Source organism: Microcystis sp. M_OC_Ca_00000000_C217Col (assembly GCF_007095585.1).
Classification (GTDB): Bacteria; Cyanobacteriota; Cyanobacteriia; order Cyanobacteriales; family Microcystaceae; genus Microcystis; species Microcystis panniformis.
This window is the reverse complement of the sequence record NZ_SFBV01000276.1, coordinates 1-14113: the sequence shown is the minus strand read 5'-3', so window position 1 is coordinate 14113 and position 14113 is coordinate 1. Positions and strand designations below refer to the sequence as shown.

The following is a 14113-nucleotide window of genomic DNA, read 5'->3' as shown; positions in this document are numbered from 1 at the left end:
ACTGCTCTTAGTTTAGCTACTACCTGCAATTCGGGTTAAAATTTTTATTCTTAAGAAAGAGTTAAAGAGGGGGGTCGTAGGCCGACACGGATCCCCATTATACTACAAGGTTAGCAGAAATTTTGAAGTTTGTCAAGTCTTTGGCTGAAAAAAATTCAGCCAGATAAGGGCGGTTATCTTAATGGTGGGGTAGGAAGTCTCGGTGCTTTTTTTAGTTGAAAGAGCGGGCCAGACGATTAACCCCGGTGTGTAATAACTGTTCCAAGCTTTGGCGATCGCTGATGGCTTGAAAATTGATCACAAAACAGGTTAAACCTAGTCCAAAGAGGATAAAAGTGGGGGCCATAACCACACCAATCATTAACCAGGTGGCGACGTGGAGAAACATGGTGATGGCGAACAACAAAGCTAGGGAAGCAATGGGGAAGATTTGACGGGGAGGACGACCAAAATAGAGAAAAAGAACGGTTAAAAGGGTGGTTACTAAGTTAGCGGGTACTAAAAAGGCACAAATCGAGACGCAATAGTGGCGAGAAAATTCAGCGAGAGTATTAAAATCTATCATGAATAGTAGTTTATAAATCCCTGAGTCTTAGCACTGTCGATTGTAGCGGAAAAATTAGATGATTGGGTTCAAGGTGACTAAAGGCTGTGGTGCAATAGATTTTCGAGAGGGAGCTAAAACGAGGATCGGGGGATAGATCCTCCGGTTATAATGAAATCTGGGAAAATGACACCGCCGCATCCCGAAAACTCTCACCCCTTGCTAGGTATAATCGATCGCAGGAAAAATTTTATGAGTAAATTTGTCTTTGTTACTGGGGGAGTCGTCTCCAGTATTGGGAAAGGAATTGTCGCTGCTAGTTTGGGAAGATTGTTGAAAAGTCGGGATTATTCCGTCTCAATTCTGAAATTAGACCCCTATATCAACGTGGATCCAGGTACGATGAGTCCTTTTCAACACGGAGAGGTATTTGTCACCGATGATGGGGCCGAAACCGACCTCGACCTTGGCCACTACGAACGTTTTACCGATACGGAACTCTCCCGTCTCAATAGCGTGACTACCGGCTCGATTTATCAAGCGGTATTGAATAAAGAGCGCCGTGGTGCTTATATGGGGGGAACCGTGCAAGTAATTCCCCATATTACCAACGAAATCAAGGAAAGGATTCTTCGGGTGGCCAAAGATACCAACCCCGATATTGTCATCACAGAAATTGGTGGTACGGTGGGAGATATCGAATCCTTGCCTTTTTTAGAAGCAATTAGGCAATTTAGGAAGGATGTGGGTCGAAATAACGTGATTTATATGCACGTTACCCTAATTCCTTGGATTCCGGCCGCGAAGGAGATGAAAACTAAACCGACGCAACACTCGGTCAAGGAATTAAGATCGATCGGTATTCAACCGGATGTGTTAGTCTGTCGTTGTCATCTACCCCTACAACCGGGATTAAAAGAAAAACTCTCAGCTTTCTGTGATGTGCCGGTGGAATCGGTGATTACTGCTCAGGATGCCAGCAGTATCTACGAAGTGCCTCTTAATCTGGAAAAAGAGGGATTAGCGCAACAAACCCTAGAATTATTAAACCTCAGTCCCCGATACCCCCATCTGGAGGAGTGGGAAAATCTCATCCGACAGATGCAATCCCCCAGTCAAAAATTAGAGATAGCTATCGTCGGGAAATATGTGCAGTTGGGTGATGCTTATCTCTCGGTGGTGGAGGCCCTTAAACACGCTGCTATTGCCCTTGATAGCGAGATAGAATTGCGTTGGGTAAGTGCTGAAGATGTGGATAACGATTCGGCCGAAGCTCATTTAAGCGGTGTTGACGGTATTGTGGTACCAGGTGGTTTTGGTATTAGGGGTGTGGATGGCAAAATTAAGGCGATCGAGTATGCTAGGGTCAATAATATTCCTTTCTTGGGTCTCTGTTTAGGGATGCAGTGTTCGATTATCGAATGGGGTCGCAATGTGGCCCGATTAGAAAGGGCCAATAGTTCCGAATTTGAAGAGGATACACCCAATCCGGTGATTAATTTACTGCCAGAACAGGCAGATGTGGTGGATTTAGGGGGAACAATGCGCTTAGGTCTCTATCCCTGTCGTTTAAATCCCGATAGTCTAGCTTTCTCCCTCTACGGTCAGGAGGTTATCTATGAGCGCCATCGTCACCGTTACGAGTTCAATAATGCCTATCGTAGTCTCTTTTTCGAGACTGGTTATCTGGTGAGTGGCACTTCCCCCGATGGTCGTTTGGTGGAAATTATCGAACTACCAAAACATCCTTTCTTTATTGCTACCCAATTTCACCCCGAATTTCGCTCTCGTCCCAATAAAGCTCATCCTCTCTTTTCTGGTTTCATGAAAGCGGCCCTTAAGGGTAGAGAGGAAAAGTTTTCCCTGAGTAGTCAGCATTCAGCTATTAGTTAGGGTTTGCTGGTTCTATTGGCTCAAAATCTGGTTTTTTGGGGGGAAACCCCCGAAAATTTGTCATCTTAACCCCAGTTTGGCCTAGGGTTTTCCGAATTGACGTTGATAAACTACTTCTTCCTTGCCAGATTCCAGTTTAATATCCGAGCGAGGATAGGCCACACATAACAAAGCATAGCCTTCTTTTTGCAGGTCGGGGGATAATCCCATGCCCTCTCCTTGTTCGACGCTACCCTGGGAAAGTTGAGCGGCGCAGGTAGTACATACGCCCGCATTGCAAGAACTGGGTAAGTCAATCCCCGCATCGTAGGCTGCCTTTAGTATAGTTTGATCTTCCCTAACTTCGATCGTTTGTGTTGTTCCTAAATGGGAAATTTCTACTTTGTAGGTTGTGGTCATAGCTAATGAATGATGCTTTGAACTTCACCTATTTTATCATTCTAGATTGCGGATAGAGGAGAGAGGGGGGAAATCTTTACCTAATCAGATTTTCACCGATCGGCAGATAATTGATTGTCATGAAAGATGATAAGTAGGTAGGCGTTAAAAATTATCAGACACCACCCTTATCAACGGGGGACTAAGGGTAGGGTTGATTCATGAATCAACCCTACTATGAATCAACCCTAGTACTAAGGGGGTATCGAACCTAAAAACTATTTTTAATTTAATTATAACCAGCTACTTAAAGTCCTCAAAAGTAGTAACTTTTTCTGGCAATTTGTCCTGTAGTTAAAACAAACAAAAGAGAGAAATAAATTCTCTCTTCTGCAACCGAGGGGAATTTATTCTATTTGTAATTGGCTCTCGTGTCTTTAACCGCCGCCCAAAAAAATAGGGCTGTTAGTGGCACACTTGCAGCTAGAATTAAGCCAGTGGTGGTATTGCCTAAATCCGGTTCTCCTGAACTAATTTCAAAGACACAACCCACACCAGCGATCGCTGCAATACAGGATAATAACAATAAAACGCCGCTTTTTGGGGTCATCTTCACTCCTCACCTCAATTAACTAATGCCTTTATTTTGTCACTTTCTCGACGGGTTTCACCGCTTGCACGGAAAAACCGTGTTTTTTTAATTCTTCATTGAGTGCCAAATCGTTATCTACTCTGTCCACGAACATGACACCATTAAGATGATCCATTTCGTGTTGAATTACCCGCGCTAGTAAACCGTTAGCTTGCAGTTTTCGCGGTTTCCCCTGTTCATCTTTATAACTCACTTCGATCGCCTGGGGACGGATGACATCTAAAAACACATCGGGAATACTCAAACAACCCTCTTCCGCTTTGCACAATTCCCGACTATAACCGATAATTTGGGGATTAATCAGAATTAGGGGCGGATTTTCGGGTTTATCGTGTTCACAATCGATGACAATCAATTGTTTATTGACTGCCACTTGCGGAGCCGCTAAACCGATACCATTGGAACTATACATAGTTTGCAGCATTTCTCTGGCTAATTGGCGGATGCTGTCATCGACTTTAGCAATCCGCTTGGCCGGTTGACGCAGGACTCGATCGCCGAGATAATGCAGTTCTAAAGGGGGTTTTTCTAATTTGCGTTTTTCTACGGTAATAGTGGCGCTCATAAACTTAATTATCGATGGGATGCACAATTTTGATTTTAGTCACTGGCGCTGGGGCATTTCTCAGGACAAGGGAGAAAAAAACCCAGACCCTTCATAAAATTTTACACTGATCACAGACAGTTCGTCCATATCAGGGAGTGGGAAGTGGGGAGATTTTTCAGTTATCAGTTATCAGTAATCAGTAATCAGTGGGGTAGTGGGGAGATTTTTCAGTTATCAGTAAGCAGTAATCAGTGAGGGAGAGGGGAGATTTTTCAGTTATCAGTAAGCAGTAATCAATGAACTAAAAACTAAAATCTGATCACTGGTAACTGACACCTGATAACTGATTCAAGGCTGATGGCTGTAAGATTACTTATTAAGTACCTAAGCAAAATTAATTACACATATCTAACTGCCTCTTGCCTTTTGCCTTTCCTAACCAGGAAATTAATTTTGCACGGCTACTTATTAGTAATTGGTATTCCTAACCATTGACTTAATTCCGCCGCTAACCATTCAATTTCGGGTTGACTCAGATAGGCTTTTGTCTTATTACTAATAGTATATTCTTTAGTCCCCGCCCAAATAGTTAAAGCCATCGGTACATAAACTCGATCACCATCGCCATCTTTGGTATGATAACTATCAGCTTTGACCAGTTTATTAATATATTCCCGTGCCATTTTCTTTTTGCCCGGAAGTGTCAAACACCAAATTCGCTGAATGGTAACAATTTCTTGACTATCAATAGTGATAATTTCCTCCCCTTTGAGACAATAAATAATCTGGTAAAGCATTCCTAAACCCACAAACCAAAAAGGCAAGGAAAAGAGCAGAAAAAACCAACTTATCCACAGAGGAATAGAAATGGCTCCTCCTGTCCATACTAATAAAAAAGCGTTCCAAGCGATGGCAAAGGTTCCAAGATAAATTAATTTAGGGGTAAAACCTTCGGGGGGTAAAAATATTTTAATTTTCTCCTCGTTTTTTTGCAATTGTACCCGACTCCCTGCGGGTTTTTCAAGGTTCGAGGAAGTTAATTGAATTTCGTGGAGAGTATTTAAAGCTTGATTTGCCGCCTGTGCTGAAACAAACCTTTTCTCGATACTAGGTTCGATTAACTGCCCTAACCAATGAACAAAAGCAGGGCTTAAATTGGCTAAATTATTTAATTGAATTTTGCCATCTTTTTGGGGTAAATCGGCGGGATGAATGCCTGTAGCTAGATAGATTAAAGTGGCTCCTAAACTGTATAAATCAGAAGCGGCAACAGTGCGACCACCAAATTGTTCGGGGGGCATATAACCGTAGGTTCCGACGATAGTTAAAGTGGCCTGTTCCTGTTGGGCAACAGTCTGGACAGAACCAAAATCAATTAAATAAACATTGCCGATACTATGACCCGATCGATCTTTTAGTAAAATATTACTAGGTTTCAAATCCCGGTGGATAATTGGCGGGTTAAGTCCATGGAGATAAATTAAAATACCTAGGATAGATTTAGCTAATTCTTGCAGGTCTGATTCACTAAATTTGCGACCATTTTCTATCTGTTCCTTGAGAGATTTAGCCTCGATATAACTCTGAACAAGGGCAAAACCTTGATAGGTATCGGTGCGAACTTCAAAATAGTCTATATACTCAGGAATCGAGCGACAATCCAGATGTTTAAGAGTTTCGGCCTCCCGTTTAAAAAGTTTTAAATCTGTCCATTCAAAATCGGGACTGAAGATTAATAATTTGACGACAACAGTAGCGCCCGTTTTTAGATCTTGGGCGAGAAAAGTGCGTCTTCCGGTTTGTTTACCTAACTGACTTTGAATTTGGTATCGATCGCCTAAAATTTGCCCTGGCAGCATACAATATATTCCTAGGAGAATCCTAATTCTAGACTAATCGAGAAATTTCTAAACTGCAAGCTAAGAAAACGGAAGTTTGACCGAATCATCAAAACTTTAGCATCTCCGATGATAACTGCGGCGAAATTCAATTGTATCGCCCGTTTTTCGCTAATCCCTAGACTGGGCTGCTGAGGGAGGTATTTTTTCAGGTTAAAAGAGAAAATAGGCATCAGAAAAGAAAATTAGACCCTCTCCGTCTGGGAAAATATAGTACAAGTGTTCAGAATGTCAATTCTGGCACTCCCATGCAGTCTGAAGGCGTAATTTAGACAGTCAGTTTAATTCCCATCGAGGGGGAGTTTCCTGATATAGTTTTAAAAGCAGTCGGTTCAAGACAAAAAGACATGGTTACTAGGGGCGAACGAGGAGTAGAAGTGAGGAAAAACGAGAGATTTTCTCTGGCTTCCTATCTGGAGGAAAAGCGGTTAATTGTCGAGTCAGCTTTGGATAGCTCTTTAGTTATCGGCAATCCCGCCAAAATCTACGAGGCGATGCGCTATTCTCTCCTCGCCGGTGGCAAACGGCTGCGGCCGATTTTATGTCTGGCTACCTGTGAATTGATGGGGGGTTCCCTAGAAATGGCTTTACCCACCGCTTGCGCCCTAGAAATGATTCACACTATGTCATTAATTCATGACGATTTACCCGCCATGGATAACGATGATTACCGACGCGGGAAATTAACCAATCATAAGGTTTTTGGCGAAGATATCGCTATTTTAGCTGGGGATGGTCTCCTGGCCTATGCTTTCGAGTATGTGGCTACCCAGACTCGTAATGTACCTCCTGTACAGATTTTAGAGGTAATTGCCCGTTTAGGTCGCACGGTCGGGGCAGCGGGTTTGGTGGGAGGTCAGGTTTTAGACTTGGAATCCGAAGGAAAACCGGATATTTCGGCAGAAACTCTCGGTTTTATCCATACTCAGAAAACGGGGGCCCTGTTGGAGACTTCTGTGGTGTCGGGGGCAGTTTTAGCGGGGGCAAAAGCGGAAGATATAGCTAAATTAGCCCGTTACGCTCAAAATATTGGCTTGGCTTTCCAAATTATCGATGATGTTCTCGATATCACGGCGACAAAGGAGGAATTGGGCAAAACCGCCGGTAAGGATCTACAGGCACAAAAAGCCACCTATCCCAGTCTCTGGGGGATAGAGGGGTCTCGCCAGCAAGCTCAACAGTTAATAGATAGTGCCATCAATGAATTGAGTGGCTACGATGAGGCCGCTGAACCTTTACGGGCCATCGCCGAGTATATTGTTAATCGTAAAAATTAAATTAAACGAATGAGATTATGCAGGACTTCGAGCAGGTGTTACACAATCAAATACTGCTAGTCTCTCTTTTAGCTTGTTTCACTGCCCAGGGACTAAAAGCGCTGATTGAGTTAATCCGCGATGGTAAGGTGAGTCTGCGCTATCTAGTCTCGTCGGGAGGAATGCCTAGCGCTCACTCGGCGCTGGTGGGGGCCTTGGCTACTGGGGTAGGATTACAGATGGGTTGGTCTAGTCCCGAATTTGCCATCGCTGCGCTTTTTGCGATTATTGTTATGTATGATGCGGCTGGAGTGCGTCAGGCAGCAGGAAAACAGGCCCGGATTCTCAATCAAATTATCGATGAAATGTTCCAGGGGGGCAAGGAATTTAACGAGGAACGTTTAAAGGAATTAATTGGTCATACTCCTTTTCAAGTGCTGGTCGGTTTAAGTTTAGGTATCGGTATCGCCATCGTGATGCTCTGTCGTTAATTGAGGTGTTTTCTGGGGTTGAGATAAACTAGATTTAATAACTGAAAATCCGGGGTAATCACTCATGTTACAATCCCTAAAAAAAATTGAAGGCTTTCGCGGTTTTCAAAGTTTTGAGATGGCCAATCTTGGTACGCCAATTCAAATTTGAAACGCATCAGCAGCAATGTTTGAGATAGAGGCAAAAAGGAATCAAAGTTACAGGAATCCACTCAACAAAGTGCTGATAACTGGGTAAATTGGCACAAGCATCGCTCCAGTATTCAGCTACATAGTCCCAATAATTAGGATTTGAAGTTTCTGTAATGATTACTACGGCGGTTCCTCTATCCATCTGGCACAGACAACTCCTTATACTAAATCCGTTGAGTATCGGCTAGTTATGAGGAGAGGCACTCATGCAAGAGGCACTCATGCAAAGGGGAGAATAAATAATCAGTTTTTAATAACCGGATTTAGTATTATTGGATAAGCCTTTCCACTGAGAAGATGTACCAGACTGAGCCTGAATCCGCCGTATGAAAAGCGATTAAAATCGTCATAATTTCCCCCAGACATAAGCTTATTTTTCGTTGTCGAGTCTTCAGTCCATAAGCAAGTAAGCTTTTTGAGCATTGAGGTGCAAATTATTGGCAAAAATCATCGACAGGACAGAATAAAGCATCTATACTAACTCTAGAGCAAGGTGGCTGAATGGTTTTCTGTTTTTCAGCAGATCACTTCTCCCTTTTCTTATCCCGAACTCAGGTTATATATAAGGAGAATAATTAACCATGACCGAAAATAGAGGACCGATTCCTGTAGTTGTCAACGGTGCAGCCGGTAAAATGGGACGGGAAGTCATTAAAGCCGTTGCTCGTGCCGACGATATGATCTTAGTGGGTGCAGTGGATCGAAATCCAGCTTTTCGAGGTCAAGATGTGGGGGAAGTGGCCGGTTGTGAACCCCTAGAAGTGCCGATTCTCGAGGATTTGCAGAGTGTTTTAGTCCTGGCAACTCAGGAAAAAGTGCAAGGGGTGATGGTGGATTTTACCCATCCCGACGGTGTTTATGACAATACCCGCAGTGCGATCGCCTATGGAGTGCGTCCCGTGGTGGGAACTACGGGATTATCGCCGGCACAACTACAAGATTTAGCCGAATTTGCCGAAAAAGCCAGCACCGGCTGTTTAGTTATCCCCAATTTTTCCATTGGCATGGTTTTACTACAACAGGCTGCCCTGCAAGCATCCCGCTACTTTGATCATCTGGAAATTATCGAACTGCATCACAATCAAAAAGCAGACGCACCCAGTGGAACGGCCCTCAAAACCGCCGAATTACTGGCCGAATTAGGTAAAACCTTTAATGCTGCCCAAGTTTCCGAAAAAGAAACTATCCCCGGCGCTAGAGGCGGTTTAACTGCTGAGAACATCCGTATTCATAGCGTGCGTTTACCCGGTTTAATTGCCCACCAGGAAGTCATTTTCGGTTCCCCCGGGGAAATCTATACCCTTCGTCATGATACCAGCGATCGCTCCTGTTATATGCCGGGGGTTCTCCTCTCTATCCGCAAAGTTACTCAGCTGCAATCCCTCGTCTACGGTTTAGAAAAAATCCTCTAAATCAAGATAGGTAGTGATTTTATGGTAGTGGTAATAGCTCAAACCTTTGCTAATTGGGCATTGTCGTCATCAATAAAGTACCAAACAGTTCGGCACCCCCCTGATCAAGGTTAGGGGGGATCGAAGGCACAATCTATCTTCTATTTAATTAGAACCACTTACTTAAACTCAATGGTAAAATAAGCCCATGAGCGCTTTTCCTACCCCAGAACTCGATAAAATCCTCAAAGAAAAAGATATTCAAAGAGAACAGCAAAGACAAACCCTGCTGGCGAAAACTCAACAATGGCTTCATGAAAATGCTGTAAAATACGGAATTAATCGAGCTTATATCTTTGGCTCCGTGACTCGTCCCTATAAATTTCACCCCGGTTCTGATGTGGATATTGCCGTCGAAAATATCAATCCCGCACTGCACTTTGAGGCTATTAGTATTCTGTCCTATTATCTGGGGAGAGAGGTGGATATTATTCTGCTGAAAAACTGTCATTTTGCCCACCGAATTCGGGAAGAAGGAATTTTATGGACAACCGACAACTAATCCTGTTGAAAGCTGATATAAATGCTCAATTACAGTTAATCAAAGCGATCGATGGTAAACTAGCTGTTAGAGCCGAAGGTGTTAATCCCGATGATGTCATTCGCCTGGAAAGCATTGCCTATCAAATCCATAATTTATACAGTGCCACTGAGGATTTACTTAAAATAGTGGCTACCTGTTTTGAAAATCATATTGCCGATACTCGGCAATGGCATACAGCCTTATTAAACAGAATGACTGTCCCTATCCCCGGAATTCGTCCTGCTTTTATTTCTTCAGAAACCGCCGCTTTGTTAAATAGTTTGCGAGGATTTCGGCACTTTTTTCGTCATGCCTACGGCACAAATATTGATTATGAGCAATTGAAAGTTAATTTAGACAGGGCAAGAAAAATCTACAGAAACTTAGAAAAAGATATTCAAATTTTCTTTGAACAATGGGCAGAAAGTTAAGCTAAATCCTCGATATTATAATGATTATGTCGGTTAATAATCCCTATCTTGAATACTGGCAAAAACGCCAAAAAGAACAGCAGGAATATAATCAAAAATTAGCTCAAGAGGCAAGGAAAAATCTTCCGCCAGTTATTGATTATTTAAAAGAAAATTTCCCAATTACAAAAATTATCCTGTTTGGTTCTCTAGTTAAAGGTAAATTTCAGGAAACTTCTGATATTGATCTAGCAGTGGCTGGCATACCCCCAGAAAGTTTTTTTCAAGCTTTAGGAAAAGTTAATTTAATTAGCACTCGCTGGATTGATTTAAAGCCTATAGAAGACTTAGAACCTCATTTTCTTAACAGAGTTTTGCAAACAGGAGAATGTCTTTATGCGTCCGATGAGTGCCAGTGAATTACAAGAAATCGCCCTTGATATTGCCACTGAAGTTAATAGATTAAATCGGCTAGAAAGCCAAATGCGTTTAGTTCAAGCGGAAATGCTAACCAACCCGGCACTAGCCCATATTTGTGCCGAAAGTTTAGCCCTAAAACTCCATAACTTCTATACAGGATGTGAACGAATTTTTCAAATTATCGCTTCTGAGTTAAATGGTGGCTTACCATCTAGTTATGACTGGCATAGAAGGCTATTAAATCGTATGAGCAAACCTCAAGATTATCGTCCTGCTGTATTACGAGAAGATACCGTGCATAAACTTAATGAATACCTAAGCTTTCGGCACGTTGTTCGCAATATCTACGGTTTTGAATTGGAAAAACAAAAACTAGAAAATCTGGTTAATAACTATTATAATACATGGCTACAAGTCCAAGAAGATATTAATAGTTTTATCCTTTGGTTAAAAACCACAGCAGACAGTCTTAATTAAACCTCAAAGACAAGATTGCTTGTTGAGATGGGGAAAGAGGCAACACCCCCCCAACCCTACCCGACGTCGGGGGGAGATTTAGCTAATCTAAGGATAGGCGGTTAAAATGCGTCTTAGCTTAGTCATAAAAGAACTGATGAGCCGTCAACTTCATTTCACAGTGGTTATTCTGACTTGAGAAAGTTATTAACTTACTTCCGATGATTGCTGTACTTTCTGACCTATTTTCGGTTCCGTCCCTGCCAACAATCTTTTAATATTACCCTGATGACGAACAATCACATAGATTCCTGCCATCAAACTAAATAAAATATAGGGGAGAGGTTGATCGAAAACAACCATTAAAATATTCACCACCAGCGCCCCGATAATCGAACCTAAAGAAACAATCCGGAAAAGTGCCAGAATAACTAAAAAACTCGCCAAAGTTCCGCAAGCCACTAGGGGATTCATCACCAATAAAACCCCTAAACTGGTGGCGACGGATTTACCACCGCTAAAATTCAAGAAAATCGATTTACTATGACCGATGATTGCCCCCAATGCTGCCCCGATAATTAACCAATAATACCAACTTTCTGGGAGAGGATTGACATCAATAAAATATAGTCCTCGTACCAGGGCCACCGCCACCATTCCCTTTAACATATCAATTAATAACACCGTCGCCCCGGCAGTTTTTCCCAGAGTTCTTAGCACATTGGTGGCTCCAGTGGAACCGGAACCATAGTCACGAATATCGATACCTTTGCTGTATTTACCGATTAAATAACCCGTGGGAATTGAACCGAGCAGATAGGATAAAAGTAAGATAGTAACACTGATAAGAATCGGAATAAGCATAAATTAAACCCAATTTTTAGCAAGAGCGAGCGCCGTTATCAGTGTATCAGCCTGAAGACAAAAACCACTCACAGGGAACCATAGACGGGAATTGCCGCCCCGCGCAAGTCCTTAGCTCCTTCCCCTGCCAGAAAACAGATCACCTCGGCTAGAGATTGGGGACTTACCCAGTCCTTGGCATTTGCCTCTCCCATCGCTTCCCGGTTGCCCGGAGTATCGATAACACTTGGCAAAACCACGTTAGCGGTAATATTAGTCTGTTTGGTTTCTTCTGCGATCGCTTGGGTTAAAGCCACTACCGCCGCTTTCGAGGCACAATAGGCGGCCAAATTTGCCCCCGGTTGTACGGCACCACGAGAACCGATAGTGACGATACGACCATAATTATGAAGTTTCATCGAGCGTAAACAGTGTTTACACAGTAAAAAAGTGCTATGGAGGTTTAAATCGAACATTTTTAGCCAATCTTCATAGCTAAACTCCTCCGTCGCCCCCATGGTAAAACCCCCGACTAGATGAATTAAGACATCGACCCGACCGAGATCATCAATTAATCTAGCCACGGCAGTTTCTTGGGTTAAATCCACCCTGACAAAGCGAATACGCTCAAATTCCGCCGCACTCAGCCGAGATTTCAGACGACCTACCTCCCTTTCCTCCCGATAGGTCATGGTTAGATGACCGCCATGGTGTAAAACCGCCGGAGTGACTCCTAAACCCAGTCCTCCCGTACCGCCGGTCAGCAATACCCGTTTATCTTTCATAATGATTGATATATAATTGATCGCTCCATTGAGATAGATGATTTAACCGGGCAATTGGGCAATATTACAGCTTTTCTCGCCGGACTAGGATTCCTTCATCGCTTGTTTTTTCTCCGCCTTGAGGTCGCGACTGCTGGCGGCGGCAATTTCCGCATCCATCAGGGTGCGTCCGGTGGCCGCCAGATAGACATCATCGAGACTAGGACGGGATTGGGCCATGCTAAACACGGGTAATCCTGATTCGGCTAGGGTTTGTTCAATTTTGCTTAAAGGATTGCTATTGGCCGTGACGATAAGATTAAGGGAGTTACCCTGGGCGGTATTAACGATCACTTCCTCGACAAAAGGCAGACGGGATAATAACTCTTTCGCTTTCAAGGCCTCTTCCTCGGGGGAAAATTCTCGCACTTTTAGGGTAATGCGATCGCCGCCCAGTTGCTCCTTCAGTTGTGAGGGGGTACCGCGAGCGATGACGATACCATTGTCGATAATTGCCAAGTTATCGGCCAAAGCGTCGATTTCTTCGAGATAATGGCTGGTAATTAATACACTGGTTCCGGCCGCCCGCAATTGTCGCAGAAAATCCCAGACAATCAAACGACTTTCGATATCGAGGCCCACAGTCGGTTCATCCAGTACCAAAACTTCCGGCTGATGCAGTAATCCCGCTGCTAAATCCAGCCGTTTTTTGATGCCGCCGGAATAGGTCCCCGTTTTTTTGTCGGCGTATTCCTCTAATCCTAAAAGATTTATTAATTCTTTAATTCGATCTCTTGACTTTTGAGCGGGAATGTGATAGAGAGCCGCTTGTAGTTGCAACAGTTCCCGGCCCGTGAGCATTTTATCGAGGGCGACTTCTTGGGCAACGTAACCCAGGCGTTTACGGGCGGATTTGGGGTTATTCAGGGCATCGACACCCCCCACCTCGATTTTGCCGCCGTCGGGTTTAGCAAGGGTGCAAAGACAGCGAATCGTGGTGGTTTTCCCCGCACCATTGGGACCGAGTAAACCGAAGATTTCTGCCGCTGCCACGGTAAAGGAGATATCTTTAACCGCTGCTGTCTGACCGTAGGATTTTTTTAACTTTTCGATCGCCACCGCAAGGGTCATAAGCTGATTTTCGCCCACTTGAGCGAGACAATTTTTTGGTTAACTTTCTCGGTCTATTTTAACCCAGATTCCCCACTGCAAAATCTAGTAAGTGGGTGAGTGGAATTAAATATAAGATGAACGTAGGTTGGGTTGAAGCATGAAACCTGAGAGGGGGACAAGCGAGCTAGAAGGTAGATAGGGCAAGCGATATCGCTCTTTGTCCTTTGATGTAATCCTTCAACCGATAGCGGCTAATTTGCATTAGCTCTTCTATATTTTTTG

At 43.4% G+C, this 14113-nt stretch carries 18 protein-coding genes; 8 read left to right on the top strand and 10 right to left on the bottom strand.

Annotation, left to right across the window (positions count from 1 at the left end):
• Window positions 1–211: 211 nt before the first annotated feature.
• Window positions 212–565 (bottom strand): hypothetical protein, encoded by a 354-nt coding sequence (locus tag EWV66_RS17420; RefSeq protein WP_002789398.1) that lies wholly within the window; start codon window positions 563–565, stop codon window positions 212–214.
• A gap of 231 nt (window positions 566–796) precedes the next feature.
• Between EWV66_RS17420 and pyrG the strand changes: the two genes are divergently transcribed.
• A complete protein-coding gene (gene pyrG / locus EWV66_RS17415; protein WP_287107365.1) occupies window positions 797–2437 on the top strand; it encodes a glutamine hydrolyzing CTP synthase in 1641 nt (546 codons plus the stop codon).
• An 81-nt stretch (window positions 2438–2518) separates the two neighbouring features.
• Here pyrG and EWV66_RS17410 read toward each other — a convergent pair whose 3' ends face one another.
• From EWV66_RS17410 to EWV66_RS17390, 5 genes are all read right to left on the bottom strand, one after another.
• Window positions 2519–2836: a 2Fe-2S iron-sulfur cluster-binding protein gene (locus EWV66_RS17410; protein WP_004159498.1), complete on the bottom strand. Its 318-nt coding sequence runs from the start codon at window positions 2834–2836 to the stop codon at window positions 2519–2521.
• A 391-nt stretch (window positions 2837–3227) separates the two neighbouring features.
• The gene (locus EWV66_RS17405; protein WP_002731987.1) at window positions 3228–3425 is read right to left on the bottom strand and encodes a hypothetical protein; all 198 of its coding nucleotides are present in this window, start codon (window positions 3423–3425) and stop codon (window positions 3228–3230) included.
• A gap of 31 nt (window positions 3426–3456) precedes the next feature.
• Window positions 3457–4032, bottom strand: coding sequence for a peptide deformylase (gene def, locus EWV66_RS17400; RefSeq protein ID WP_002748816.1), 576 nt, complete (start codon window positions 4030–4032; stop codon window positions 3457–3459).
• A 443-nt stretch (window positions 4033–4475) separates the two neighbouring features.
• A complete protein-coding gene (locus EWV66_RS17395) occupies window positions 4476–5873 on the bottom strand; it encodes a serine/threonine protein kinase (protein WP_287107362.1) in 1398 nt (465 codons plus the stop codon).
• A gap of 11 nt (window positions 5874–5884) precedes the next feature.
• Window positions 5885–6085, bottom strand: coding sequence for a hypothetical protein (locus EWV66_RS17390; RefSeq protein ID WP_287107361.1), 201 nt, complete (start codon window positions 6083–6085; stop codon window positions 5885–5887).
• A gap of 174 nt (window positions 6086–6259) precedes the next feature.
• On the opposite strand from EWV66_RS17390, the gene crtE reads away from it, so the two are divergent.
• Together crtE and EWV66_RS17380 are read left to right on the top strand one after the other, a co-directional pair.
• A complete protein-coding gene (gene crtE / locus EWV66_RS17385) occupies window positions 6260–7189 on the top strand; it encodes a geranylgeranyl diphosphate synthase CrtE (RefSeq protein ID WP_185237342.1) in 930 nt (309 codons plus the stop codon).
• Between the two features lie 17 nt (window positions 7190–7206).
• Complete coding sequence (locus EWV66_RS17380; RefSeq protein ID WP_052277226.1) at window positions 7207–7659, top strand: divergent PAP2 family protein; 453 nt, start codon at window positions 7207–7209, stop codon at window positions 7657–7659.
• A gap of 157 nt (window positions 7660–7816) precedes the next feature.
• Here EWV66_RS17380 and EWV66_RS17375 read toward each other — a convergent pair whose 3' ends face one another.
• Window positions 7817–7993 carry a hypothetical protein gene (locus EWV66_RS17375; RefSeq protein ID WP_185237343.1) on the bottom strand — a complete coding sequence of 59 codons (177 nt, stop codon included), beginning with the start codon at window positions 7991–7993 and terminating at the stop codon, window positions 7817–7819.
• Between the two features lie 439 nt (window positions 7994–8432).
• On the opposite strand from EWV66_RS17375, the gene dapB reads away from it, so the two are divergent.
• From dapB to EWV66_RS17350, 5 genes are all read left to right on the top strand, one after another.
• Entirely contained in the window at window positions 8433–9263 is an 831-nt protein-coding gene (gene dapB / locus EWV66_RS17370) for a 4-hydroxy-tetrahydrodipicolinate reductase (protein WP_052277225.1), read from the top strand.
• A 187-nt stretch (window positions 9264–9450) separates the two neighbouring features.
• Complete coding sequence (locus EWV66_RS17365) at window positions 9451–9804, top strand: nucleotidyltransferase family protein (protein WP_004159488.1); 354 nt, start codon at window positions 9451–9453, stop codon at window positions 9802–9804.
• A complete protein-coding gene (locus EWV66_RS17360; RefSeq protein WP_004159484.1) occupies window positions 9786–10256 on the top strand; it encodes a ribonuclease toxin HepT-like protein in 471 nt (156 codons plus the stop codon). Before EWV66_RS17365 ends, EWV66_RS17360 begins: the two co-directional genes overlap by 19 nt.
• A 26-nt stretch (window positions 10257–10282) precedes the next feature.
• Window positions 10283–10654: a nucleotidyltransferase family protein gene (locus tag EWV66_RS17355; RefSeq protein ID WP_052277224.1), complete on the top strand. Its 372-nt coding sequence runs from the start codon at window positions 10283–10285 to the stop codon at window positions 10652–10654.
• A complete protein-coding gene (locus tag EWV66_RS17350) occupies window positions 10632–11132 on the top strand; it encodes a ribonuclease toxin HepT-like protein (protein WP_004159482.1) in 501 nt (166 codons plus the stop codon). The genes EWV66_RS17355 and EWV66_RS17350 overlap by 23 nt, the downstream gene beginning before the upstream one ends.
• 186 nt (window positions 11133–11318) lie before the next feature.
• On the opposite strand, the gene plsY is transcribed toward EWV66_RS17350, so the two are convergent.
• The 3 genes from plsY to EWV66_RS17335 form a co-directional block, all read right to left on the bottom strand.
• The gene (gene plsY, locus EWV66_RS17345) at window positions 11319–11975 is read right to left on the bottom strand and encodes a glycerol-3-phosphate 1-O-acyltransferase PlsY (RefSeq protein ID WP_052277223.1); all 657 of its coding nucleotides are present in this window, start codon (window positions 11973–11975) and stop codon (window positions 11319–11321) included.
• A 68-nt stretch (window positions 11976–12043) separates the two neighbouring features.
• Window positions 12044–12739 carry a 3-oxoacyl-ACP reductase FabG gene (gene fabG, locus EWV66_RS17340; protein ID WP_002799931.1) on the bottom strand — a complete coding sequence of 232 codons (696 nt, stop codon included), beginning with the start codon at window positions 12737–12739 and terminating at the stop codon, window positions 12044–12046.
• A gap of 84 nt (window positions 12740–12823) precedes the next feature.
• Window positions 12824–13849, bottom strand: coding sequence for an ABC transporter ATP-binding protein (locus EWV66_RS17335; RefSeq protein ID WP_002789414.1), 1026 nt, complete (start codon window positions 13847–13849; stop codon window positions 12824–12826).
• Window positions 13850–14113: the final 264 nt, after the last annotated feature.

Bases quoted from the DNA above. Each gene is read 5' to 3' on its own strand.
- EWV66_RS17420 (WP_002789398.1), bottom strand. From the start codon at position 565: ATGATAGATTTTAATACTCTCGCTGAATTTTCTCGCCACTATTGCGTC.
- pyrG (WP_287107365.1), top strand. From the start codon at position 797: ATGAGTAAATTTGTCTTTGTTACTGGGGGAGTCGTCTCCAGTATTGGG.
- EWV66_RS17410 (WP_004159498.1), bottom strand. From the start codon at position 2,836: ATGACCACAACCTACAAAGTAGAAATTTCCCATTTAGGAACAACACAA.
- EWV66_RS17405 (WP_002731987.1), bottom strand. From the start codon at position 3,425: ATGACCCCAAAAAGCGGCGTTTTATTGTTATTATCCTGTATTGCAGCG.
- def (WP_002748816.1), bottom strand. From the start codon at position 4,032: ATGAGCGCCACTATTACCGTAGAAAAACGCAAATTAGAAAAACCCCCT.
- EWV66_RS17395 (WP_287107362.1), bottom strand. From the start codon at position 5,873: ATGCTGCCAGGGCAAATTTTAGGCGATCGATACCAAATTCAAAGTCAG.
- EWV66_RS17390 (WP_287107361.1), bottom strand. From the start codon at position 6,085: ATGCCTATTTTCTCTTTTAACCTGAAAAAATACCTCCCTCAGCAGCCC.
- crtE (WP_185237342.1), top strand. From the start codon at position 6,260: ATGGTTACTAGGGGCGAACGAGGAGTAGAAGTGAGGAAAAACGAGAGA.
- EWV66_RS17380 (WP_052277226.1), top strand. From the start codon at position 7,207: ATGCAGGACTTCGAGCAGGTGTTACACAATCAAATACTGCTAGTCTCT.
- EWV66_RS17375 (WP_185237343.1), bottom strand. From the start codon at position 7,993: ATGGATAGAGGAACCGCCGTAGTAATCATTACAGAAACTTCAAATCCT.
- dapB (WP_052277225.1), top strand. From the start codon at position 8,433: ATGACCGAAAATAGAGGACCGATTCCTGTAGTTGTCAACGGTGCAGCC.
- EWV66_RS17365 (WP_004159488.1), top strand. From the start codon at position 9,451: ATGAGCGCTTTTCCTACCCCAGAACTCGATAAAATCCTCAAAGAAAAA.
- EWV66_RS17360 (WP_004159484.1), top strand. From the start codon at position 9,786: ATGGACAACCGACAACTAATCCTGTTGAAAGCTGATATAAATGCTCAA.
- EWV66_RS17355 (WP_052277224.1), top strand. From the start codon at position 10,283: ATGTCGGTTAATAATCCCTATCTTGAATACTGGCAAAAACGCCAAAAA.
- EWV66_RS17350 (WP_004159482.1), top strand. From the start codon at position 10,632: ATGCGTCCGATGAGTGCCAGTGAATTACAAGAAATCGCCCTTGATATT.
- plsY (WP_052277223.1), bottom strand. From the start codon at position 11,975: ATGCTTATTCCGATTCTTATCAGTGTTACTATCTTACTTTTATCCTAT.
- fabG (WP_002799931.1), bottom strand. From the start codon at position 12,739: ATGAAAGATAAACGGGTATTGCTGACCGGCGGTACGGGAGGACTGGGT.
- EWV66_RS17335 (WP_002789414.1), bottom strand. From the start codon at position 13,849: ATGACCCTTGCGGTGGCGATCGAAAAGTTAAAAAAATCCTACGGTCAG.